The sequence below is a fragment of the Nocardiopsis potens DSM 45234 genome, assembly GCF_000341105.1.
Classification (GTDB): Bacteria; Actinomycetota; Actinomycetes; order Streptosporangiales; family Streptosporangiaceae; genus Nocardiopsis_A; species Nocardiopsis_A potens.
The window spans coordinates 28,374-50,794 of the sequence record NZ_ANBB01000014.1; the positions used below are offsets into that span (position 1 = coordinate 28,374).

The window sequence follows — 22,421 nt, forward strand, 5'->3', positions numbered from 1 at the left end:
TCTCCGATTCCCGTCTTCGAACCGATCGGCCGCCGCGGAGGGGCCGGCGCCGGGCCGGCCCCTCCCCGGGGTCACTTCTTGCCGCTCCAGACGCTGGCCTCGCCGAGGTCGCCGCGCTTGTAGCGCTCGGTGATGTCGTCCAGCGAGACCTGGGCGCTGGCCAGCAGCACCCGCATGTCGTCGACGTTCTTGCGCCAGTTGGCGATGGCCACCTCGTACTGGTCGGCGGCGTCACCGACCCACTCGTTCTTGATCGACCTGACCTTGTCGTCCAGGTCCTCGATGGCCCGGGCGACGTCATTGGTCGCCTGGTTCAGGTCGAGCCCGGCGGTGTCCATGCCGCCGTACTTCGCGGAGAAAGCGCTCATGCTCGGGGGCTCCTCTCAGGGGAAAGGGAGTGGGAGGGTCAGCGGCCGGCGGCGACGTCGCGCTGGTTGGGGTTGAGCGCCGAGCTCCAGTCGGCGGTCACCATGTTCTCGTCCTCCATGGCGTTGAAGCTGCGCTCGGTGCCGCCGAGCATGCCGATCATGTTGTTCATGTCGTTGGTGATCAGCCGCAGCTCCTCCAGCCACTTGACCAGGGCGGTGTCGTAGCGCATCGCGGCGCCGCCCTGCCAGTTGCCGCCGAGCATGTCGCGGACGGTGTCCACCCGGGTGTAGATGCCGTTGCAGGTGGAGTGCGCGGTCTCCATGGCGTCCCTGCCCGTGCGCATCGCTTCGTCGCTGCTCTTGAAATCGCTCATCCGGGCCGCTCCTCTCTGGTCGATGGGATCCGTCTCCGGCGGGGGTCCGCCGGTCCTCACTCCGGGCAGTCGGGCCCGCCCGGCGGCGGTGGCGCGGCGGCCGGGGCGGCCGCCGCGGCGGTGCTCAGCTCGGGGCCGGTGGGCAGCATGTCCAGCAGTACGGCCGGCACGTCCCCGGCGGTGGACGGCGGGTGGCCGAGCTTCTCCGCCGACTCCTTGTCCGGCACCGGGTACTTCGCGCCGGTGTCGGTGACCAGGAAGTAGGAGCCGCGGGCGGCGTCGCCGCCGGCCCGGGCCGCGCGGACCAGGCCGCCCTCCCCGGAGCGCACGCCGATCAGGTCCGGCGCGGTGCACGAGGGGGTGCTGCCGGGCGGCGGCTCGGCGGCGCGCGCGGTGATCGACGCCGGGGCGCGCAGCGCCAGGCCGACCGCGTCCCCGCCGTCCTCCACCGCGCACAGCGCGGACCCGCCGGTCCCGGCGAGCTCCGGCGGCTCGGCGGGCAGCCCGCCGCTCTCCGGCTCCCGGTCGGACAGGTGCGGGCGGAGCTCGGCGACGGTCAGCGGCACCGCCTCCGCGGAGCCGCCGCCGTAGGCCTTCTCGGCGGTGCGCGGGTCGGCCAGCAGCAGCCGGGCCGGCACCTCGCCGACCGGCGCCAGGCCGTCCCGCTCCAGCACGTAGTACTGGCCGGCGCCCCCGCCCTCGCCCTCGCCGTCCACGGTGAACACCTGGCCGAGGCGGCGCGGCTCGCCGCCGATCTCCGGGCCCTCCCCGCCCAGGCCGTCCACCTCCGGCGCGGCCAGCTCCGGGCCCTCCGGGAGCGCGGCGAGGAGCTGGGCGGAGACCGGGTGCGCGGGCGAGGTGCCGTACCCCAGCGCCTCCGCGGCCCCGTTCTCCTCGTCCAGCCGCAGCCGCTCGCCGCCCCAGAGCAGGTGGCGGGAGCCGTCCGGGCCGGCCGCCAGCACCGCGCGGTCCTCCGCGACGTCCTCCCCCTCGGCCTTGCGGCCCACGGTGAGCGCGGTCAGCGCGCGCGGCGCGTCCTCGGCGCCGGTGGCCACCGGCACCGCGCACACCTGCCAGACCAGCGGCTTCTCCGCGCCGCCCGCGGGCACCGCGTCCGGCGCGCCGGGGATGCCGATCGGCGCGGCGACCGGGGTGCCCTCCAGCGACTCCGCCGCCACCCGGACCGGGTCGCCCGACCCCAGCAGCAGCGCCGACGCGTGGTTGGCCACCGGCCACAGCGCCGAGTCGGAGTAGACGTAGCGGCCGCCGCCGTCCTTGACCGCGATGACCGCGCCCTCGGTCCGCCAGGACGTCGCGCCGCCCGGGAAGATCAGCCCGAACACCAGGAACCCGGCGCCGATCAGCAGCGCCAGCACCAGCCCGATCGCGGTCCCGGCGCGGGTGCGCCGCATCGGCGCCTCGAGGGCGTCCGGGTCGGCCTCCAGCATCGCCGTGGACAGCCGGCCCACCATGAACCCGTGCGCCTGTACCTGGTCCCGCCGCGTCTTCACCGGCGCCGCCCCTCAGCCGCCACGCTCACCCGCCGATCCCGCGCAGCAGGGCGAACAGCCCCAGGTTGGCCGGGATGAGGCAGACCAGCACGATCGCGGCGAGGCTGTGCAGCAGCTCCCCGGCGCGGCCCCAGTGCGGCAGCACCCGGTTGCCGGGCAGCGCCCAGGCCGCGACGAGCAGCCCCAGCGCCGCCGAGAGCAGCACCCCGAACAGCACCAGCCGGGCGGTGTCCCCGCCGAGCACGACCCCGCCCAGGGCCAGCGCCAGCGCCCCGGCGCAGCCGGGGACCAGCAGGCAGAGGCGCTGGGCGGTGCCGCTCAGCCCGCGCGCCTGCAGCAGCAGCACCAGGCTCAGCGCCGCGCCCATCGACGCGGCCGCCCACCCCGGGTGCACCGCCAGCACCGCCAGCGCCGCCGCGCACACCGCCCCGGAGGCGGCCAGCAGCGCGGTCTGGAAGGCGTCCGCGCGGCGGGTGCGGTCCAGCACGTCCCGGGCGGGGTGCGGGTCGATGTGCTCCTGCAGCTCGTCGGCGCCGGCGGGCAGCGGCGGCAGCCGCAGCCCGGACAGCCGGAACGCCAGCGCCGGGGCGAACGTGCCCAGCAGCACCGCGACCCCGGCGAGCAGCCCGGCGACCCCGGGCAGCGGGACGCCGTCCCAGAACATCAGCAGCGCGCCGGCGGCCGCGCCGAACACGGTCAGCACCCCGACCCCGGTGAAGAACGGCAGGCAGCCGGCGGTCGCCGCGACGGCGAGCACCGCGGCTCCGGTGCCGGCCGCGCCGCCGGCGAGCAGCCTCGCCCCGGCCAGCGCGGCGCCCGGCTCGCCGTCCGGGGCGCACGCCCCGGCGAAGGCCATGAACAGCACCGCGGCCGCCCCGGTGGCGGCGGCGCCCTCGGGGGAGTCCAGCGCCCGGGAGGCCGCCGCGGCGGCGAGGAGCAGCAGCACCGCGGTCCCGCCGGCCAGCGCCGCGGAGAGCGCGGAGAAACCGAGGAAGAGCGGCGGGGCCAGGGCCGCGGCCAGCGCGGCGGCGCCCGCCCCGATCAGGAACCGGCGGGCCTGCGCGGCGCCCCACGGGTCCGGCCGCTCGGCCATCCCGGTGGCGACCCCGTCGACCAGGTCGTCGAAGTGGACCGGCGGCATCTGGTCGCGCCGTTCGCGCAGGTAGAGGGCGTCCCCGTCGCACAGGCCCAGCGACTCGGGCGTCTCGTCCTCGTCCAGCGGCGGCGACCCCAGCCGCTGGAGGACCCAGCCGGAGTGCTCCAGCCCGCTCTCGTCCAGGTCCTCGCCGTCGCTCTCGGCATAGAGCAGGAATGTCGGCAGGAGTTCCGCGAGCGGAACGTCGCAGGGCACCGCGATTTCAAAGGAGGACTCGGGCGCCCGAATGGTGAGACGGCACAATTCCGCCGCAGCGGTCTCCGTCATCATACCCCCGGTCTTCTCTCGCTTCGGCGCGGGAAGGCACTGTACCGCAAGGTCTCCTGGTCGCCCGTATGAGCGGGGTCACTGCCGACAGGGCGCTCGAATGAGCACATCGGACCGGACGGCGCCTTCGGTGCGGCCGGAAATGCTCGGCTACATTAGCACCGCTCCGATAATGGCGATCGTGACGTTTCGATCAACATTCGGTGACCGAGAAGGGCGGCCAGCATAGATGAATCCGCGCGCGCCAAGATTGGCCGTTCGGACATCTTTTCCGTCTTGATTTGTCCGATGGAACAGAAGCAGGGGTCCACGCAGCCGTGAGCACGATCATCGTCCGCAGGCCGGCCCGCCGGCCCGGCCCGGAGCTCCCCGGCGGGGAGCTGGCCCTCCAGGAACCGCCCGTCCTGCCCGAGACCAACAACGACGTCTCGGCGGTCTTCATGTACCTGCCGATGGCGCTCAGCTCGCTGGCCATGGTCATGATGTTCATGCGGCCCGGCGCCGGCGGCGGGGCGATGGGCACCGCCATGCCCTACGTCGCCGGCGGCATGATGCTGGTCGGCGCGGTCGCCATGATCGGCGGGCAGTACCTGCGCACCCGGCTGGAGCGCCGCCGCCAGCTGGCCGGCGAGCGCCGCGACTACCTGCGCTACCTCGGCCAGATGCGCGGCCGGGTGCGCGACCTGGTCTCCGCCCAGCGCGACGCCCGCGCCTGGAGCGGCCCCGACCCCGAGGCGCTGTGGTCCCTGGTCCGCACCACCCGGCTGTGGGAGCGCCGCGCCGCCCACGGCGACTTCGCCGAGGTGCGCTTCGCCGTCGGCCGGCAGCCGCTGAACACCGCCATCGCGCCGCTGTCCACCAAGCCGGTGGAGGACCTGGAACCGCTCTGCGCGCACGCGCTGCGCCGGTTCATCAACGCCTACGCCACCGTCGACGACCTGCCGGTCTCCATCCACCTGCGCGGTTACTCCCACATCGCGCTGCGCGGCGACGCCGAGGCCGGCCGGTCCATGGTCCGCGCCCTGCTCGGCCAGCTCGCCGTCTTCCACGCCCCCGACGAGCTGCGCATCGCCGCCTGCGTCGGCGACGACCGGCTGGCCCGCTGGGAGTGGCTCAAATGGCTGCCGCACTGCCTGCACCCCGCCGAGCGGGACGGCGCCGGCCCGGTCCGGCTGATCGCGCCGGACGCGGTCGAACTGGAGCGGCTGATCGGCCCCGACCTGGCCGACCGCCCCCGGTTCGACCCGCAGGCCGCCCCCGGCCGGGAGGAGCCGTTCACCGTCCTGCTGGTGGACGGCGGCCGGGTCCCGCAGGGCGCCCGGATGGCCGGCGGCGGGTACCGCAACGCCGTGGTCGTGGAGATCGGTGCCGACCGCCCCTGGGACGGCGCCCCGCACACCCTCTCGCTGCACGTCGAGGAGGACGGCATCGAGGTCGCCGACCTGGACCGCTCCGGCCGCGAGGTGTTCGCCCCGCTGGGCCGCCCGGACCGGCTCGGCGAACCGCGCGCCCGCGCCCTGGCCCGGCTGCTCGCCCCCTACCGGATGAGCGTCTCCACCGAGGTGGTGGAGCCGCTCACCACCGACTTCGACCTGACCACCCTGCTGGGCATCGCCAACCTGCACGCCTGGGACGCCCGGCGCAGCTGGGAGGCGGGCGACCGCCCGGAGTACCGGCTGCGGGTGCCGATCGGGATGACCGAGAGCGGCGGCCCGCTGGAGCTGGACCTCAAGGAGTCCGCGCTGGGCGGCATGGGCCCGCACGGCATGCTGATCGGCGCCACCGGCTCCGGCAAGAGCGAGCTGCTGCGCACCCTGGTGCTGGCCCTGGCGCTCACCCACTCCTCGGAGACGCTCAACTTCGTCCTGGTCGACTTCAAGGGCGGCGCCACCTTCATCGGCCTGGACGGGCTGACCCACACCTCCGCGCTGATCACCAACCTCGCCGACGAGACCGCCCTGGTCGAGCGGATGCAGGACGCGCTGCACGGCGAGCTGATCCGCCGCCAGGAGCAGCTCCGCGCCGCCGGGAACTTCAGCTCCATCCACGAGTACGAGAAGGCCCGCCGCTCCGACCCGTCCATGGAGCCGATGCCCACCCTGGTGGTCGTGGTGGACGAGTTCAGCGAACTGCTCGCCGCGCACCGCGACTTCATGGACCTGTTCGTGATGATCGGCCGGCTCGGCCGCAGCCTCGGCGTGCACCTGCTGCTCGCCTCCCAGCGGCTGGACGAGGGCCGGATGCACCAGCTGGAGAGCCACCTGTCCTACCGGATCGCGCTGCGCACCTTCTCCGCGATGGAGAGCCGCGGCGTGCTCGGCGTCCCCGACGCCCACCAGCTGCCGTCCGCCCCCGGCAACGGCTTCCTGAAGAGCGACACCGACGACCTGGCCCGGTTCAAGGCCGCCTACGTCTCCGGCCCCTACCGGGCCCGCCGCCGGCCGGTGCGCACCGCCGCGGCCACCGGCGAGGTCGCCCCGCTGCTCGCGACCTACGTGGCCAAGGCGGCGCCGGCCGCCGAACCGGAGCCGCAGAGCACCGAGGAGGAGCCCGCCGAGAGCCTGCTGGAGACCGCGCTGGAGGCGCTCGCCGACGCCGGGCCGCCCGCCCGCCGGGTCTGGCTGCCGCCGCTGGACGTCCCGCCGACCCTCGCCGAGCTGCTCGGAACCGACGGGCCGGCCTGGTCGGAGGAGCCGGTGCTGGAGGTGCCGCTGGGCCTGGTCGACCGCCCCTTCGAGCAGCTGCGCACCCCGCTCGGCGCCGACCTGCGCGGCGCCGGCGGGCACACCGCCGTCATCGGCGGCCCGCAGTCCGGCAAGAGCACCCTGCTGCTCACCCTGATCTCCGCGCTGGCGCTCACCAACACCCCCGCCCAGGTCCAGTTCTACGTGCTGGACTTCGGCGGCGGCACCCTGCGCGGCATCGCCGGCCTGCCGCACGTCGGCGGGGTGTGCGGCCGCCTCGACACCGAGCGGATCAACCGCACCGTGGCGGAGATGACCGGGCTGCTCGCCCGCCGGGAGCGGCTCTTCGCCGAGCACGGCATCGACTCGATGGCGGCCTACCGGCGGCGCCGCGCCGCCGGCGAGTTCCCGGACGAGCCGCACGGCGACGCGTTCCTGGTCATCGACGGCTGGGCCACCGTCCGCCAGGACATGATGGACCTGATGCCCGACATCGTGCAGATCGCGCAGCGCGGGCTGAGCTACGGCGTGCACCTGGTGGTGGCCTCGCCGCGCTGGGCCGACGTCCAGTCCAGCCTGCGCGACCTGCTGGGCACCCGGTTCGAGCTGCGGCTGGGCGACGCGGTGGACTCCGCGATCAACATGCGCAAGGCGGAGACGGTGCCGCGGATCCCCGGCCGGGGCCTCACCGAGGAGCTCAAGCACTTCCTCACCGGGGTGCCCCGGCTGGACGGCGAGACCGACGCCGCCTCCCTCGCCGCCGGCCTGGCCGACCTGGTCCGCAAGGTCGACGAGGCGTGGGACGGCCCGCCCGCGCCGCCGGTGCGCACCCTCCCGCTGCACCTGCCCGCCGCCGAGATGCCGCCGTCCGAAGCGGGCCCGCGCGTCCCGATCGGCCTGGAGGAGCGCCGGCTGGAGCCGCTCTGGCACGACTTCTCCACCTCCCCGCACCTGCTGGCGGTCGGCGACACCGAGAGCGGCAAGACCAACCTGCTGCGCCTGGTCACCCGGGCGATCCGGGAGCACTACACCGCGCAGGAGGCGCGGGTGGTGCTGGTCGACCCGCGGCGCGGCCTCTACGACGCCATCCCGGAGGAGCAGCGGCTCGGCTACGCGGTGACCGGCGCCTCGGCCCAGGAGATGATGAAGGCCGCCGCGCAGGCGCTGCAGCCCCGGCTGCCCGGCCCCGAGGTCACCCCGGAGCAGCTGCGCGCCCGCTCCTGGTGGACCGGGCCGGAGCTGTTCGTGGTGATCGACGACTACGACCTGCTCGGCACCGGCGGCGCCGGGCCGCTCACCCCGCTGCTGGACATGCTCCCGCTCGGCGCCGACATCGGCCTGCACCTGATCCTGGCCCGCGGCGCCGGCGGCTTCAGCCGCGCCATGGGCGAGCCGGCGCTGCGGATGCTGATCGACGCCAACACCCCCAGCATCGTGCTGTCCTGCCCACCCTCCGAGGGCGTCCTGTTCGGCTCGCTCCGCCCGCGCACCCTGCCCCCGGGCCGCGCACTGCGCCTGGACCGTCGCGACCCGGTCCAGATCCAGCTCGCCCTCGCCCCGGAGACCGAGGAGGCCGCCCGCCGCTGACCCGCCGGACGGGGAGCACCGGAACAAAGGAAGCAGAGAAGCAGGGGAATGCGGAGAGCAGGAGGCGGAATGGACGACGACCGGCGGCCCGCGCAAGGAGGCGGCGTCGACATGGCGATGCAGGTCCCCGAGGACGTCTACGACAGGACCGTGGCGTTCTACCGGGACACGCTCGGATACGACACGACCGAGGAGGAGACCGGGGACCCCGCGGCCCCGCGCGTCTTCACCGTGGACCTCGGCCCCGCCACCCTCCACCTGAAACTGGTACCGGGCGCCGCCCCCGCCGACTTCCACCTCGGCCGGCGCCCCGGCGGCATCCCGCCCTGTCCCTGACGGCGGCCCGGCCCTCCCTGACGCCGGCCCGGCCCGGCCTGACCTGTCCTTGACGCCGGCCCGGGCCGGGCCGGGCCCAGCGGAACGTCGCAGCGGGCCGGCGCCCTCCGGGGCCGGACGGACGACCAGGAGGCGGCATACCACCCGTCCTGCGACGAGGTGGAGCCCTTCACTGATCCGGACACCCGCGCACACCGGATCCGCAACCCGGCCTCCGCAACCCGGCCGGCGTCATCCACCTGCTCACCCAACACCGACCCGCCCCAGCAGCGTACGGTGGCACCCCTTCGCACACCGGTCGGTCGGCCGCGGCGCCCCACGGGGCGGGGGTTCAGACGGGCGGCGACGGAGGAGGAAGGGGCGGGGCGGAGGCGGTCCCCCGGGCGCGGCGCCTCGCGGGGCGGGGGCTCAAGCGGGCGGCGAGGGCAGCGGTGGGCACCGGCCGGTCGGTCTGGCGCGGCGCCCCGCAGAGCGAAGGTCAAGACGGGCGGCGACGGCGTAGGAAGGGGCGGGGTGCAGGCGTCGCCCGGGCGCGGCGCCCCGCGGGGCCAGGGTTCAGGCTGGCGGCGAGGGCGGGCAGGGGGACCGGCTGGTCGGTCGGGTGCGGCAGAGCAGGGAGGGGCGGGCCGGGGGCGGCGGGTTCGCCGTGCCCGTGCCGCCCGGGCGCCGGGGCCGGTCGCCACTGAAACCGCCCCCTCTCTGACCTGGGTGAATACCCACGGTGATGGCGGAGTGGGGCGCCCTGCGCACCGCGAGAGCACCCCGGTGATTCCCGGGCGCGCATCCCGGCCCGGATCGGGCCTCTGAGGGCTCGAATCGCCTTGATCGGGCCGGTGTTCGGGGGTTCGAGCCGCCCGGAAGGCCGCAAAGCAGGGGGCCGGAACCCGGGGAGGGCAGGGGCGGGGCGAGATGTCGCTTTTGCCCTGCCGGGAGGCCCCGCCTTGGCCACTCTGGGTAACCGGCGAGGAGGCGGTGGGGACCTGGGGGCTTACTACTCGCTGGTAGATGTAATCGGGGTGCTGTGGAGGTGCGCAGGGCGCCTCCACCTCGGGTCGATCCCCGCCACAAACCAGGCATATAGGGATAAGACCCCCAGGTGGGCCGGGGTAAGTGAGCCTGCCCCCTTCACCGGGGCGCCCCACCCCGCCGGAAGCGCGCGCCGGGCCCGGCCGGTGAACACGGCGTTCACCCCGCTCCCACCCTCGCCGCCAGCCTGAAGCCCGACCCCGTGGGGCCCGGTACCCGGGCGACCACCTTCGCCCTGCCCCTACCGCTGCCGTCGCCGCCGGTTTGTACCTTTGCTTCGTGGGGCGCCGCGCCCGGCTGGGACGCCTGGCCCCGCCCCTACCTCCGCCGTCGCTGCTCGTCTTGACCTTCGCTCCGCGGGGCGCCGCACCGGACCGACCGGCCGGTGCCCCTTCCCGCCCTCGCCGCCCGCTTGAACCCCGGCCCCGTGAGGCGCCGCGCCCGGGCGATGCCTGCACTTCGTGCCTGCCTCTGCCGTCGGCGCCTGCTCGAACCTGTACTCCGCGAGGCGCCGCGCCCGGCCGGAGCGCCCGCCCCCGCCCCTTTTCTCCGCCGTCGCCGTCGCCGTCGCCGCCGCCGTCGACCTCCACCCCGCCGGCCGTCACCGCGCGGAGTCGGCCGCACCGCACGGCGGCCTCTCAGTCCTGCCGGGCCCGGCGGTACCTCAGGGCCGCTCCGCCCAGGCCCAGGATCAGGATGAGCAGGGCCGATCCGCCCACCACGGCGAGGGTGCGGCCGACGGCCGGCCCGGACGGCGGGTCCGGGGAGAAGGCCGCGGCCTCCACCCCGCCTCCGCCGGACTCCGGGGACACCGGGGCGGGGGCGGCGGTCAGCGCGGCGACCGGGTCGAGGGTGCCGGCGCCGAGCAGCGCGCCCGCGCTCTCCCCGGGCGCCGGGTAGGCGGTCGCGACCAGCCGCTCGGCGGTCTCCCCGGCGGTCAGACCGGGTTCGCGGGAGCGCACCAGCGCGGCCGTGCCCGCGACGAAGGCCGCGGCCACCGGGTCCCCGCCGGCGACGAAGTGGCCGTCGCCGCCGGGGCCGACGCTCATCACCGCCTGCCCGGGGGCGGCCAGGTCCACCGGGGCGGGCCGCCCCTCGGCGTCCGCCGCCGGTTCCCGGGCGGCGGGCGCGCCGTCCGGCCCGGTCGCGGCGACCGCCAGCACACCGGAGCCGGACCCGGGAAGGGCGGGCGCCGCGTCCTTGCCCGTCCCTCCGTCCACCGGGGCGGACGCGGGCGCCACCACCAGCGCGTCGGCCTCCGCGGCCGCCCGCACCGCCGCGGCCACCGCGCCGTCCTCGCCGTCCGCCGGAACCGCCGCCCCGACCAGCACCACGCCGGCTCCGCCGTCCACCGCCCGCTCGATGCCCTCGGCGACGTCCTCGGCCTCGGCGGCCCCGTCGTCGCCGGCCACCGGTACGGCGAGGATCCGCGCCGCAGGGGCGACCCCGGTCATCCCGCTGCCGTCCTGTCCGCGCGCGGCGACCACCCCGGCCAGGAAGGTGCCGAACCCGGTGCAGTCCTCCCCGGCACCCTGCACCGCCCCGTCCAGCGCGGCCGCGGTGTCGTCCACCCCGCCGCCGACCACGGCGACGGTGACCCCGTCCCCGTCGGCGAACCCGCGCGCCTCGGGCAGGCCCAGCGCATCCTCGGTCCACACCCGCTGGTCGATCACGGTCTCCGAGGGCGGCAGGCAGCCGTCGCCGCTGCGCACCGCCGAGACCTCGGGCAGCGCGGGCGGGGAACCGGCCGCCCCCTCCGCGGTGTCCGCCCACCCGGTCCCGGCCCCGGACCCCGCGAACACCGCCGCCGTGAGCAGCACCGCCCCGCCGGCCCTGACGTTCCGCACCGACCCCACTCCGTCCTCCGGTCGCCCGCCCGGGCCGGTCCCGGCCCGATCCGGGGCAACCCTAGCGGCCGGGGCGGAACCGGGCGGGCCCGCGGCCCGGCCGTCGCACCGGTCTGCCACACTCCGTGCTGACCGGGAGCCCGTCGGGCGGTCACCGGGGCAGCGGATCGGATCGGCAGAGAGGCGGGGCCCATGCGAGATGCGCGGATCAGTGCACTGGCCGGCGGAGAGCGGATCGCCGTCGAGCGCCCGAAGTTCCGCAAGCGGCGCACGGCCGAGAGCATCGAGGTCCTGGACGAGTGGAGCCGGAACCGGCTGGACCGGTTCCCGGCCGAAGCCGAGAAGAACCTCTCCGGGAACCTGCACCTGTACTCCGACTCCGAGCTCGACCGGTTCCGCCGGAGGTCGGTCCACGACCCCGAAGGGCGCGACCCTCGCCAGGCCGAGGCGCTCGAACTCTCCTCCCAGTACTACTCCGCCGCCTTCGAGGTGGCGGTCTCGGCCGGCGGGACCGCCGAGTTCACCCTCGGCGGCAGAAGCGTGTCGCAGCCCTGCCCGGAGGACCCGGGCGAGATGTGGCTTTCGGGCCTGCGGCGGGCGGCCGAGCGGGCGATCGCCTCCGCCTCGCCGGAGCGGCTCGCGGCCCTGCTGGCCTACCCCCGGGGCCTGTTCCCGAAGGCGGCGGGGATCGCGTTGATCGACTCCTACGCCGAAGCCCTCCTCACCCACCTGCGCGGGGAGCCCGCCGGCCCCGCCCTGGACCGGGCCTTCGCCGACCTGGCCGACTTCGACGCCTGGGGCATGTGCCCGGCCCCCGTCGCCGCCCTGCACCGGCTCACCACCGGCGACCGCGAGGGGTTCGCCTGCGCCCTCTCCGACACCCTGGCCGAATTCCGCGACGTCTACCGGCAGCGGGGGCTGAAGAGCGCCTCCGACGGGTTGATCAACATCGAGGCCCTCGCCCTGGCCTGCCTGGCCCGCTCCCGCGGCTGGGACGTCCCCATCGACTCCCCCTACCTTCCGAAGGCCGTCCTCGACCGGGCGGCCGGAGTCTCCTTTTCCTGACCCGCCCGCACCCGAACCCCCCGTACGCACCGGAGAACCCATGCGATTCCACCGCCCCGGCCGCCCCGAGGACCTGCCCCACCCGGACGTGCTGTGGGTCCACGGCGGGTTGCTGGCCTGCGTCGAAGCGGCCTCCGGCGGGCACCGGCCGGACCGCTCGGTGCGGGGCGGTGTGCTGCGCTGCGGCCGGGGCGCCGGCTGGTGGCTGCTGGCGCGGGTCGAAGGCGGCCGCGCCGCGCTGCTCGGCGTCGACCACGACCTCAGCGCCGTCCAGGGCGACGGCCGCCCGGTCGACCTGCTCGCAGAGATGCCCGAGTGGCTGCCCTGGGACCGCCTGCCGGGAGAGTTCCGCGACCCGGCCGAACTCGGGTTCGCCTACTGGTGGGAGGAGGGCTCCTGGCACCGGCCCGCCTACCCCGACGACTGGGAGGACGACGGTGTCCGCGGCCCCCTGGCCGACTGCACCGAGGAGGCGGACTTCATCGGCCTCCTGGCCGGTGCGGTACGGCCCGTGCGGGGGCGCGAGGCCGACGCGGAGGCGGCGGCACGACAGGTGGTGCAGCGGGCCCGACGAGGAGAACTCGACCCGGAGGCGATCGGAGAGCTGTGCCGTACCGCCGGCATGGCGGCACCAGAGACCGGAGCCGCTGCCGAGACCGCGGGCCGGCTCGGCTTCCTCCCGGGCATCCCTGCCGAGGAGGCCCCGCTCGCCGCCGTCCGCCCGGAGCGTCCGCCCTTCCCCCTGATCAGCCAGGAAGAGCAGATGTTCCTGCTCAGACACGAGATGCGCACGGCCGCGGAGCTGGGGCCGGGCAACCCCGAGGCCCCGGCGGAGCTCGACCGGGTCGCGGCCTGGATGCGGGAGAACGTACTGCAGCCGGGCGGATCGGCCGTGCTGGTCACCGCGGCGACCCAGGCCGCCTGGATCACCGGCCCCGACCGGGAGGGGCCGGTGTTCTACAAGGAACTCGCCGGGCTGGTGCAGGAACTGCACCGGGCGGAGAGCGACCCGGAGCGCGGCGGCTGGCTCTACCTCCGGCTCGAGGTCACCGCCGACGAGGCGCGGGCCGAGCGCGCCTGGGACCGCTTTCCCGCCTGGGCGCACGGCCTCGGGAACGTCATCGCGCTGCACCGGGCCCGCACCGGTCGGTCGGTGCGGTGGACCCCGCACTGGGTCGGACTGGCCGACGGCGCGGTGCTGCACGCGCCGCCCGCCCCCACCCCGGTGCGCGAACGGGGAGAGCCCGCGCCCGCGCCGGGCGGCGAGCACCGCGTCCTGGAGGGGGCCGTCCGGGAGGCCCTGTGGGGGGACGCCTCTGATGACGTACAGGAGTTCCGCGTCTCCTGGCGGGCGCTGGTCGGCTACCGGGGCGGCGAGGTCCGTGCCGTCCGCACGGGTGAGGAGGAGTCCGGAAGGGCGGAGCCGGTGCCGGTTCCGGACGGGCTCCGGAAGGCGATGACCGCCCTCCGCGAGGCCTGCTACCGCCCCGGTCGCGGCACCTGGTTCTCCGCCGAGGTCCGGGTCCCCCGGGACGGCGCGTGCACCGCCTCCTACGACCACGACACCGAGCCGCCGTTCCACCGCGCCCCCGCGCCCTTCAGCTACGCCCTGGACGCCGCCTACTTCCCGCGCTCCGCGGAGCACACCCCCGGCTGGCTCGCCGCCCACCTCCACCGCGCCGGTTACGCGGCCGGATAGCGGCCCGCGCCCGGCGCCCCGCCCGCAGGGCGCCGTCCGACCGCCCGCCCGTCCGCCTGACCGCCCGCCCGTCCGCCGGGGAGAGCGGAGGGCGGCCGGGCCCGCCTCACCCCCGGCGGTGCCTGGCCGGGTCTGCTCACCCTCCGCCGGGGCCGGCCGGGGCCGGTCTGTGGGACGGGAAGCCGCGGGTTCGGGCGGCGAGGACGACCAGCAGCACCGGGGCCAGCAGCAGCGGCACGCTCCACGGGAAGGACAGCGCGCCGAACAGCCCGAGGAGGACCCCGCCGACCACCCCGCCGCCGGCCATCGCGGCGTTCCACAAGGTGACGACCAGGGCCTGGGCGGCGTCCGCGGCGTCGCCGGCGGCGTCGGCCGCCGCGGTCTGCAGCAGGGTGGGGGCGCCGCCCCAGCCCAGGCCCCACAGCACCGCCGCCGCGTACACCCCGGCCGGGCTTCCGACGGACAGCGCGAGGACCGCCGCGGCCGCCCCCACCAGCACCACCCCGGCGACGGTCAGCGCCCGCAGCCGGCGGTCGATGTGCGCGCCGGTGAACCAGAGCCCCGCCATCGAGGCGGCGCCGAAGGCCAGCAGCACCAGGTCGGTCGAGCCGCCCATGCCGGCCCGGCCGAGGAACGCGGCGATGTAGGTGTAGAGCACCGTGTGCGCCAGCACGAACAGCAGGGTGACGAGGAGGACCGGGACCACCCCGGGGACGGCCAGCACGCGCAGCGCCGCCGTCCGCCTCTCCGGCCGCCGCCCCGGCAGGTCCGGGACCAGCGCGGCGATCCACCCGATCAGGCCGAGGGTCAGCACCGTCATCGCGGCGAACGCCGTCCGCCAGCCGAGCGTCCCGCCGAGCAGGGTGCCCGCGGGCACGCCCAGCGACAGCGCGATCGGGATCCCGGCCATCGCGACCGCGATCGCCCTGCCCTGCAGGTGCGGCGGGACCAGGCCGCGGGCGTATCCGGCCAGCAGTGCCCACGCCGTGCCCGCGGCCATGCCGGCGGCGAACCGGGCGGCCATGGTCAGCAGGTAGTCGGGGGAGACCGCGGTGACCGTGTTGGCCACCGCGAACGCCGCCATCGCGGCCAGCAGCAGCCGCTTGCGCCGCCACGACGCGGTGGCCGCGGCCAGCGGGATCGCGGTCAGCGCGGTGCCGAGCGCGTAGACCGTCACGGCCTGGCCCGCGGCCGGTTCGCCGACGCCCAGGTCGGCGCTGATCGCGGGGAGGACGCCCGCGGGCAGCGTCTCGGTCAGGCTGGTGATGAAGGTGGCCGTGGCCAGCGCCAGCAGCGCTGCCAGCGGGAGGCGCCGCTCCCGCTCCGATGTGCCGGAGGCGGTGCTCTCGCCTTCCCGGGGGCCGGTGTCCGTCCCTTCCCGAGGATTGCCGCTTCCCCCTCCCCGCGCAGGGGCGCCGGGCACTGCTCCGCTCACTCGTGTTCGCTCGCTCATGGCGGCTATGCTCGAACCATCACATCGATGTGAAGGTCAAGGCGGGCTGCGGCGTGAGGTGGGGCACATGCGGATCGGTGAGCTGGCGGAGCGCTCCGGGACGCCGCGGCGGCTGCTCCGCTACTACGAGGAGCAGGGGCTGATCGCCCCGCGCCGGCTGCCCAACGGCTACCGGGACTACGACGAGCGGTTCGTCGACCGGATCATGCAGATCAGGGGCCTGCTCGACGCGGGCCTGCCGACCCGGATCATCAAGCAGATCCTGCCGTGCCTGGACAAGCCCAGGGTCATCCACTTCTCCGACGCGACCCCGGAGATGCTCGCCACCCTGGAGCGCGAACTCGACCGGATGTCCCGCCGGGTCGAGTGCCTGAGCCGCAACCGGGACGCCATCGCCGAGTACCTCGACGCGGTGCGCGCCACCGCCCCGCCGGAGCCCGCCCTGCCGGAGCCCGCCCCACCGGGTCCCGGCGCGCCGCCCCCGGCCGACCGCTGACCAACTCCCGGCCGACCTCAGCCCGACCGCTGACCGGCCCCCAGGTCAGCGCCTGGGCACGCGCCCCTGCCCGGCCGGGCGGCCGTCGCGCGGGAACGCGCGGCGGTATTCGCCGGGGGCGACGCCGACCCGCTTGGTGAAGTGGTGGCGCAGGTTGTTCGCGGTGCCCAGGCCGCTCAGCTCGCCGATCCGGTCCACCGGGAGGTCGGTGGCCTCCAGCAGCGACTGGGCCCGGGCCAGCCGCTGGTCCAGCAGCCACTGCAGCGGGGCGGCGCCGGTGGCCGCCTGCAGCCGCCGGTAGAAGGTGCGCGGGCTCATCGCCGCGCGGCGCGCCAGGTCGGCCACTGTCAGCGGCCGGTCCAGGTGCTCCCGCGCCCACTCCAGCACCGGCGCCAGCCCCTCGTCGTCGGAGGCCGGCACCGACAGGTCGACGAACTGCGCCTGCCCGCCGGGCCGGTGCGCGGGCACCACCATCCTGCGGGCCAGCTGGTCGGCGACGTGCGCGCCCAGGTCGCGGCGGACCAGGTGCAGGCAGAGGTCCAGGCCGGCGGTGAGCCCGGCGCTGGTCAGCACGTCGCCGTCGTCCACGTACAGCACGGAGCCGTCCACCCGCACCTCGGGGAAGCGCCGGGCCAGCAGGCCGGTGTGCATCCAGTGCGCGGTGGCCCGCCGGCCGTCCAGCAGGCCCGCGGCGGCCAGCGCGAACGCGCCGGTGCACAGCGACACCATCCGCGCCCCCGCCCGGTGCGCCCTGCGCACCGCCGCGACCAGGTCCGCGGGCACCGGGGCGTCCTCCTCCACGCAGGCGTCCGGGACCGACGCGACGACCACGGTGTCCGCGCCCTCCAGCCCGTCCAGCCCGTACGGGGTGCGCACGGACAGCCCGGGGCCGCCCCCGCCCGGCCCGGCACCGGCCCCGCACAGCCGCAGCTCGTACCAGGGGTCGGCCAGGTCCGGCTGGGGCTTGCCGAAGACGGTGCACGGGATGCTCAGCTCGTATCGGCCTGATGTGGTCCACCATGTCCGGCTGGCTGCACGGCGCCGCCCTGGCCGGCGCGGAGAAGCAGAGCGCGGAGGCGTTCACCGCGCTGGCGCTCCGCTGGCTGACCACGGTCGCCGGGGTCATCCGGACCCACGCGCCGCAGGTGGACGCGGGCCGCTACCCCGGCGACGACGCCACGATCGACGTCCAGATCGCCGCGATCGGCCACCTGCTGCACGCGGCTGAGGAGCGAGGTGTGGACACCGCCCTCCCCGCCCTGCTCAAGGAGCAGATGGAGCGGGCCGCGGCGCTCGGCCACGGCTCGGACGGCTACGCCGGCGTCATCGAGGCGCTGCGGAGGCCGGCCGTCTGACCGCCGGCGCCGCCGCGGACACCCGCCCGGCGGCGGCGCCGGACCGCGCCGGACCGGAGGCGGTGCGGGCCCTCACCCCTTCGGAACGAGGAACCCCGAGGTGTCCAGGTCGAACCCGAACGGCTCCGGCAGCGTGATCGGCCGTCCCCACGGTGCGGAGTGGACGTCCAGGTAGTCCCGGCCCTCGGGGCGGGAGAGCAGCGACACCCGGGGGCCGTTCGGGTCGTATCCGTCCACGAGCAGGTAGAGCGGGACGGCGGCGGAGGCGTAGTCGGCCCGCTTCGCCCGGCGGTCGTCACTGGCATTCCCCTTGGAGACGATCTCCACGACCAGTTCGACGTCGTCCGGGGCCACCGGCTCCCCGCGGCCTTCCGGGACGGCCGACTCGGGCAGCACCATCAGGTCGGGAGCCCTCAGCCGGAGCGCGGAAGGGATGACGACACCGGTGCCGTGGTGGATCTCCCAGCCCTCGGGGAGGCGGGGCAGGAGCTGCCTGACGATCTTGAACTCGTTGCTGTTGTGCCTCGGCGCGGGCGGCGGGAGCAAGACGATGCCTTCCTCGCGGATCTCTGCCCGCCAACCGTCGGGTACGTCCATTTCCTTCCAGGTGCGAAGGAGGAAGTCCCATTCGGCGCCGGTGCGCTCTGCGGCGGCCTGCTCCTCGATCACGGAGATCCCCATGCGACGTCACCTCCCGGTTCGGAGGCTACTCGGATCCGCCTGTCCCTGCGGTGTGTTCTCCACAGTACGCGGCAGGAGGCCGGCCGCCGGGTACCCCGCCCGCGCCCCGGTTCACCCCAGGCGCCTGCTCCAGGCGACCTCCTCGGCGAGCTGCCCGGTGCGGGCGAACAGGCGGACCTGGTGGGTGGAGGCCAGCACCCGGGCCATCTCCTCGCGGTCGGCGGGGGCGAAGCCGAGCTTCCGCCAGAACGGGCCGGAGCGGCGGCTGAACAGCCAGGCCCGCTCGGCGCCGCGCTCGGCGGCCCGCCGCACGGCGTACTCGGCGAGCCGGCCGCCCAGGCCGGAGCGGCGGGCGTCGGGGCGGACCGCCACGCTGCGCAGCAGCACGTCGCGGCCGTCCCCGCCGGCCTCGAAACCGGTACTGGCGTAGATCCGCCCGTCGGCGTCCCGGGCGATCCACAGCGCCACCTCCGGCGCGTCCAACCCGCTGAGCGTCAGGTCGGCCCCGGTCAGGAAGGCGGTGAGGTCGTCCAGGTCGGTTCCGGTCACTTCGCGAAGCTCGTCCACGGGTCGCGACCCTACCGGGCGGGCCGGGGCCGGCCCGCCCCCGGGCGGTCCCGTCAGCCCCCGATGGCCTTGCGCAGCACCCGGGCGAACTCCTCGGTGCGGTCGATGAACCCGGTGTGCCCGCCGGGGAACTCCACCGGCGGGACGCCGAGCAGCCCGGCCAGCGCGGTGGAGGTGCGGTGGGTGATCAGGCCGCCGGAGTCGGCGCCGATGCCGACCACCACCCGGACCGGGCCGGCCTTCAGCGCGGCGGTGTCCGGCCGGTAGCGGGTGGTGCCGCGCAGCTCGTGGGCGAAGAACCGGGCGGCGTCGGCCTCGTCCTGCTCGCTGCTCTCGCCCTCCGGCGGTCCGGCGGCCTCCTCGTCCGTCTCGCCCATGTCGAACCCGGCGTTGGCCATGAACTTCATCCAGGCCGCGCCGGCCCCGTCGCGGTGGAAGGTGTCGATGACGTCCTCGGTCGCGGCGCGCTGCTCGGCGGCCTCGGGGAGCAGTTCCAGCAGCGGCGGCTCGTGCGCGACGGCGGTGCGCACCCGGCCGGGGTGGCGCTCGGCCAGCGCGAGCACGGTGGCGGCGCCCCCGCTGCTGCCGAGCACGTCGGCCTTCTCGGCGCCGACGGCGTCCAGCAGGGCGGCCACGTCGTCCGCGCGCAGTTCGGGGGTGGTGTCCTGCTCCGGGTCGTCGACGGGGCTGTTCCGGACGCCGCGCGGGTCGTGCGTGACGACCGTGTACTCGCCGGCCAGGGCGTCGGCCGCCGCGGCGAAGTCCGCGGCCCCCATCGGCGAGCCCATCAGCAGCAGGAACGGCCCCTCACCGCGGACTTCGTAGTGCAGCCGCGCGCCGGGGACGTCGAGGGTACGGGTGGTCGCCATGGGAGCCGTCCTTTCGGGGTCGGGTGCACCGCCGGTGCGGTACAGAGAGGAGACTTCCGGACCGGCCGGAACTCATCGCCGTTCTTTCTGCGATGATTCATGCCGCCATGCCCCCTCCGGTGGGGGCGTCGACACCGGGCGGCCGCCCTCCGCGACCGGGGCCGGGCCGTCCGCCGAGCGGATCGGGGCGGACATGGGCGGACGGGTGGAGCGGCAGTTCGAGCGGATCCTCGCCATCGACTGGACCGGCTCCCGGGGCGGGAGCCGCTCCCGGGCGGCGCTGATGCGCGAGTACCTCAGGCGGGCCGCCTGGTGGGGGAGGACCCTGCAGCTGACGGGGTGGCCGTTCATCGACCCGGCGGACGCGCTCGCCCCCGACGTGCAGGCCCCCAAGGAGCTGGTGGACCGGCTCTACGAGGACGAGCGCTTCCTCAACCAGGACATGCGGGTGGTGAAGACCTGCGTGCGCTCCATCCGCCTCGCCGCGGTCCGCGACGCCGGCCGCCCGGTGCCGCCGTTTCCGGACATGTTCGAACCGCTCATCGCCATGTACGAGCGGGGCGGCGGGTTCTCACTGGACAAGACCGGGATGATCAGCGTCGGCGGCGCGGCGTTCCACCGCGGGATCCTCCCCGACCACCTGCACAAGAAGCCCGGGATCCCCCTGGACCGGGAGTCCCTGGACGCGATGGACGCCGCTGACGCCTGACGCCGGGTCAGCCCCGCCGCTCTCCCCGCGCGGGGAGGAAGCCCTTCCGGGACGGCAGCACGATCGCCAGGAGCACGAACAGGATCAGCAGCGGCCCCGCGATCGACTTGAACCCGATGGCCACGGTGACGGCCGCGCCGGCCAGGAAGAACACTCCGTACACGGCGAGGGCGGCCCAGAACACCCATGGCCGGCGGTGCTTGGCCTGCATTCCCAGAAGCACCAGCCCCGCTCCGATGACGAGAGCGCCCAGAGCGGCGGCGCCGAGCCGGGGGATCCGCTCCGGCCCGCTCAGTACGCCCGCCGCCATGAGCGCTGCGCCGACTCCGAAGAGCACTCCGAGCATCAGCACGAGCGCGCCGTTGAGGTAGAGCAGGCCGCGCAGGGCCCCCGCGGCCTTGGCCGCCTGCGCCGCCCCCGGGGCAGGCGCCCCGTGCGCGGGGCGGCCGGGATGGGGCTGCGGGTACGCCCCGGCCTGCTGCCCGTGCTGCCCGGGCCATGCCCCCGGCGGGGGAGGCGCCTGCGGCGGCCGCCCGGGATACGGCGGGTTCCCCCGGGGCGGAACGTGCGGTCCGGGGCCATGGCTCGGCGGGTGGGACACGGCTCCTCCTCGTTCTCGATCCGTTCGCGCGCCGCTTCTCCCCGCTCTCCGCCTCCAGAACGGGGAAGGGCACGGCACATGCCCGCGGAACGGTACCCGGAGGGCGGCCCGCTCCGCCCGTCCGGCATGGGCGGAGGCCGGAAGCGGCCGCCGCACGGGTCGTCCGTCCGATCCTTCCCGGGGCAACGGCGGGGGCGGCCCTTCAGGCGCCCGCCGGCCCGCGGTCCCCGAAGCCGTGGCAGAGGTCCGGGCGGGCCGCGAGCAGCGCGGCCCGGAGCTGCGCACCGGACAGCCGGGCCGGACCGGGCCCCTCGGACGGGAGGCCCGCCCACTCGCCGGCGGTCTGCAGCTCCGCGGCCGGGGAATGGGGCAGGCGCACCCGCACCGCGGGGAAGCCGGCCAGGGCGCGGGTGTGCGCGGAGTCCGGCTCCTCCAGCCGGGTGACCTCGACGGACAGCCCCACGCCGGGCCGCCGGAAGGCGGTGTCCCCGCTCAGGTAGAGGTCGGTGACCGGCTGCGCCCGGGGCCGCTGCAGCCCGTGCTCGTCGAGGGCCGCGGACTCTCGGGCGACGATCGCCCGGACGTCGCTCCACGGGATGCGGCCGCGCTCCAGGCGCCGGAGCGCCCACGGGCTCTTCCCGACCAGTTCGAGGCCGTCGGCGTCGATGCGGACCCCGGTGCGCGCCAGCATCCGGGGCAGCCCGAGGACGGTGAAGAGGGCGCCGAGCACTCCGATCAGGAACGGGACCGCGAGCACCAGGCCGGCCAGCCCGACCAGGATCCCGCCGTCCGTGCCCGCCAGCAGGTCGATGGGCACGTAGCAGGCCGCCGCCAGCAGCACGAGCGCCGTCAGGACGCCGAAGGCGCGCCGGGGCGGGTGCCGGAAGTCCAGCCAGAGCGCGGTGGGCAGGGCGTACCCGGACGCGGCAGGAGCGCCCGCCACCGGTTCATCCGCCACCGGTGTGCCCGCCGCCGGTGCGGCGCTCCGGGGCGGGGCGGCCTCCCCGACCGGCTGGGCGGCCGGCGCCGAAGGGGCGAACCACTGGTCGACCGCGGTCCCCCGGTAGAACAGGTCGGGCCGGGCCCCGTCCAGCGCCGCGGCGACCTCGCGGACGCTCGCGGCGAGCCTCTTCCCCGGGCCGCCGATGCGCACGCGGACGGCGGGGGCGCGCAGGCCTTCCAGCGGGGCGCCGTCGACCGCCTCGGAGCGGGCGAAGTCCGGCAGCCCCTCGACGCCGCGGAAGAGGTAGAGGTCCAGCACCTCCCGGGGGACGTGGCGCTGGGACGTGCCGCCGGTGCTCTCCGCGAAGACGACCCGCGGCGCGCTGATCACCTGCACGGCGTCCCAGGGCACCACGGCGCCGTCGCCGCGGTACCACCCCGTGGGGCGGGCGGTGAGCTCGATCCCCTCGGGGCCCGCCCGCACCTCGCGCGGCGCACGGCTGCGCGGGGTCCCGGCCACCAGCGCCGTGAGCGCGGCGGCCGCCAGAACGCCCAGCACGGCGGTCGCGACCGTCAGCGCGCGGTGGCTCTCGCTCCACAGCACCTCGCCGAGCGGCGGGGCGTCCGGCGACGTCGCCTCCCCGTAGACCATCGACACCAGGGCGGCCCCGAAGAAGACCAGCAGGAACACCAGCACCCAGGAGAGGCCCCGGACCACGCCCCGCCCCGGGGGCCGCGCCCCGGAGATCCGCACCGCCGTCGACATGCCCGCCCGCTCTCCATCCGACATTCCGGACAAGCTACACGGCCGTACCCGCAGAGGGCGCA

General features: G+C 76.2%; 19 protein-coding genes. 7 read left to right on the forward strand and 12 right to left on the reverse strand.

Going from position 1 to position 22,421, the window contains the following annotated elements; all coding sequences use genetic code 11:
* Window positions 1-71 precede the first annotated feature (71 nt).
* From D459_RS0105270 to eccD, 4 genes are read right to left on the reverse strand one after another with little or no spacing between them, the layout of a single operon-like run.
* Entirely contained in the window at window positions 72-368 is a 297-nt protein-coding gene (locus tag D459_RS0105270) for a WXG100 family type VII secretion target (RefSeq protein WP_017591951.1), read from the reverse strand.
* Between the two features lie 38 nt (window positions 369-406).
* A complete protein-coding gene (locus tag D459_RS0105275; protein ID WP_017591952.1) occupies window positions 407-742 on the reverse strand; it encodes a WXG100 family type VII secretion target in 336 nt (111 codons plus the stop codon).
* 56 nt (window positions 743-798) lie between these two features.
* Complete coding sequence (gene eccB, locus D459_RS0105280) at window positions 799-2,253, reverse strand: type VII secretion protein EccB (RefSeq protein WP_017591953.1); 1,455 nt, start codon at window positions 2,251-2,253, stop codon at window positions 799-801.
* A 25-nt stretch (window positions 2,254-2,278) separates the two neighbouring features.
* Window positions 2,279-3,676, reverse strand: a complete 1,398-nt coding sequence (gene eccD / locus D459_RS0105285; RefSeq protein WP_026120075.1) for a type VII secretion integral membrane protein EccD — start codon at window positions 3,674-3,676, stop codon at window positions 2,279-2,281.
* 317 nt (window positions 3,677-3,993) lie between these two features.
* On the opposite strand from eccD, the gene D459_RS0105290 reads away from it, so the two are divergent.
* Both D459_RS0105290 and D459_RS30805 read left to right on the forward strand, forming a co-directional pair.
* Complete coding sequence (locus tag D459_RS0105290; protein WP_017591955.1) at window positions 3,994-7,947, forward strand: type VII secretion protein EccC; 3,954 nt, start codon at window positions 3,994-3,996, stop codon at window positions 7,945-7,947.
* A 69-nt stretch (window positions 7,948-8,016) separates the two neighbouring features.
* Window positions 8,017-8,283 carry a hypothetical protein gene (locus tag D459_RS30805; protein ID WP_017591956.1) on the forward strand — a complete coding sequence of 89 codons (267 nt, stop codon included), beginning with the start codon at window positions 8,017-8,019 and terminating at the stop codon, window positions 8,281-8,283.
* A gap of 1,664 nt (window positions 8,284-9,947) precedes the next feature.
* Here D459_RS30805 and D459_RS0105300 read toward each other — a convergent pair.
* Window positions 9,948-11,156, reverse strand: a complete 1,209-nt coding sequence (locus D459_RS0105300; protein WP_020380063.1) for a S8 family serine peptidase — start codon at window positions 11,154-11,156, stop codon at window positions 9,948-9,950.
* A gap of 192 nt (window positions 11,157-11,348) precedes the next feature.
* On the opposite strand from D459_RS0105300, the gene D459_RS30810 reads away from it, so the two are divergent.
* Both D459_RS30810 and D459_RS0105310 read left to right on the forward strand, forming a co-directional pair.
* Complete coding sequence (locus D459_RS30810) at window positions 11,349-12,221, forward strand: immunity 49 family protein (RefSeq protein ID WP_017591958.1); 873 nt, start codon at window positions 11,349-11,351, stop codon at window positions 12,219-12,221.
* A gap of 40 nt (window positions 12,222-12,261) precedes the next feature.
* Window positions 12,262-13,920, forward strand: a complete 1,659-nt coding sequence (locus D459_RS0105310) for a hypothetical protein (RefSeq protein ID WP_017591959.1) — start codon at window positions 12,262-12,264, stop codon at window positions 13,918-13,920.
* A 136-nt stretch (window positions 13,921-14,056) separates the two neighbouring features.
* Here D459_RS0105310 and D459_RS0105315 read toward each other — a convergent pair whose 3' ends face one another.
* Window positions 14,057-15,373 carry an MFS transporter gene (locus tag D459_RS0105315; protein ID WP_081620457.1) on the reverse strand — a complete coding sequence of 439 codons (1,317 nt, stop codon included), beginning with the start codon at window positions 15,371-15,373 and terminating at the stop codon, window positions 14,057-14,059.
* Between the two features lie 67 nt (window positions 15,374-15,440).
* Here D459_RS0105315 and D459_RS30815 point away from each other — a divergent pair, with 67 nt between their 5' ends.
* On the forward strand, window positions 15,441-15,869 hold the full coding sequence (locus tag D459_RS30815; RefSeq protein WP_017591961.1) for a MerR family transcriptional regulator: 429 nt from the start codon (window positions 15,441-15,443) through the stop codon (window positions 15,867-15,869).
* Window positions 15,870-15,914: 45 nt separating this feature from the next.
* Here D459_RS30815 and D459_RS0105325 read toward each other — a convergent pair whose 3' ends face one another.
* Window positions 15,915-16,862 (reverse strand): helix-turn-helix domain-containing protein, encoded by a 948-nt coding sequence (locus tag D459_RS0105325; RefSeq protein WP_051065318.1) that lies wholly within the window; start codon window positions 16,860-16,862, stop codon window positions 15,915-15,917.
* A 14-nt stretch (window positions 16,863-16,876) separates the two neighbouring features.
* On the opposite strand from D459_RS0105325, the gene D459_RS0105330 reads away from it, so the two are divergent.
* On the forward strand, window positions 16,877-17,224 hold the full coding sequence (locus tag D459_RS0105330) for an imine reductase family protein (protein ID WP_017591963.1): 348 nt from the start codon (window positions 16,877-16,879) through the stop codon (window positions 17,222-17,224).
* Between the two features lie 72 nt (window positions 17,225-17,296).
* Here D459_RS0105330 and D459_RS0105335 read toward each other — a convergent pair whose 3' ends face one another.
* From D459_RS0105335 to D459_RS0105345, 3 genes are all read right to left on the reverse strand, one after another.
* A complete protein-coding gene (locus D459_RS0105335) occupies window positions 17,297-17,905 on the reverse strand; it encodes a Uma2 family endonuclease (RefSeq protein WP_017591964.1) in 609 nt (202 codons plus the stop codon).
* 111 nt (window positions 17,906-18,016) lie between these two features.
* Entirely contained in the window at window positions 18,017-18,472 is a 456-nt protein-coding gene (locus D459_RS0105340; RefSeq protein WP_040709312.1) for a GNAT family N-acetyltransferase, read from the reverse strand.
* Between the two features lie 53 nt (window positions 18,473-18,525).
* The gene (locus tag D459_RS0105345) at window positions 18,526-19,341 is read right to left on the reverse strand and encodes an alpha/beta fold hydrolase (protein WP_017591966.1); all 816 of its coding nucleotides are present in this window, start codon (window positions 19,339-19,341) and stop codon (window positions 18,526-18,528) included.
* 193 nt (window positions 19,342-19,534) lie between these two features.
* Here D459_RS0105345 and D459_RS0105350 point away from each other — a divergent pair, with 193 nt between their 5' ends.
* Entirely contained in the window at window positions 19,535-20,050 is a 516-nt protein-coding gene (locus D459_RS0105350; RefSeq protein ID WP_017591967.1) for a hypothetical protein, read from the forward strand.
* Between the two features lie 7 nt (window positions 20,051-20,057).
* On the opposite strand, the gene D459_RS0105355 is transcribed toward D459_RS0105350, so the two are convergent.
* Window positions 20,058-20,387 carry a hypothetical protein gene (locus tag D459_RS0105355; RefSeq protein ID WP_152522896.1) on the reverse strand — a complete coding sequence of 110 codons (330 nt, stop codon included), beginning with the start codon at window positions 20,385-20,387 and terminating at the stop codon, window positions 20,058-20,060.
* 466 nt (window positions 20,388-20,853) lie between these two features.
* Complete coding sequence (locus D459_RS0105360) at window positions 20,854-22,383, reverse strand: hypothetical protein (protein WP_152522897.1); 1,530 nt, start codon at window positions 22,381-22,383, stop codon at window positions 20,854-20,856.
* Between the last annotated feature and the right edge of the window lie 38 nt (window positions 22,384-22,421).

Coding starts and splice junctions, on each gene's coding strand:
- D459_RS0105270 (WP_017591951.1), bottom strand. CDS start 368: ATGAGCGCTTTCTCCGCGAAGTACGGCGGCATGGACACCGCCGGGCTC.
- D459_RS0105275 (WP_017591952.1), bottom strand. CDS start 742: ATGAGCGATTTCAAGAGCAGCGACGAAGCGATGCGCACGGGCAGGGAC.
- eccD (WP_026120075.1), bottom strand. CDS start 3,676: ATGACGGAGACCGCTGCGGCGGAATTGTGCCGTCTCACCATTCGGGCG.
- D459_RS30805 (WP_017591956.1), top strand. CDS start 8,017: ATGGACGACGACCGGCGGCCCGCGCAAGGAGGCGGCGTCGACATGGCG.
- D459_RS30810 (WP_017591958.1), top strand. CDS start 11,349: ATGCGAGATGCGCGGATCAGTGCACTGGCCGGCGGAGAGCGGATCGCC.
- D459_RS0105310 (WP_017591959.1), top strand. CDS start 12,262: ATGCGATTCCACCGCCCCGGCCGCCCCGAGGACCTGCCCCACCCGGAC.
- D459_RS0105315 (WP_081620457.1), bottom strand. CDS start 15,373: ATGAGCGAGCGAACACGAGTGAGCGGAGCAGTGCCCGGCGCCCCTGCG.
- D459_RS30815 (WP_017591961.1), top strand. CDS start 15,441: ATGCGGATCGGTGAGCTGGCGGAGCGCTCCGGGACGCCGCGGCGGCTG.
- D459_RS0105330 (WP_017591963.1), top strand. CDS start 16,877: ATGTGGTCCACCATGTCCGGCTGGCTGCACGGCGCCGCCCTGGCCGGC.
- D459_RS0105335 (WP_017591964.1), bottom strand. CDS start 17,905: ATGGGGATCTCCGTGATCGAGGAGCAGGCCGCCGCAGAGCGCACCGGC.
- D459_RS0105345 (WP_017591966.1), bottom strand. CDS start 19,341: ATGGCGACCACCCGTACCCTCGACGTCCCCGGCGCGCGGCTGCACTAC.
- D459_RS0105350 (WP_017591967.1), top strand. CDS start 19,535: ATGGGCGGACGGGTGGAGCGGCAGTTCGAGCGGATCCTCGCCATCGAC.
- D459_RS0105360 (WP_152522897.1), bottom strand. CDS start 22,383: ATGTCGGATGGAGAGCGGGCGGGCATGTCGACGGCGGTGCGGATCTCC.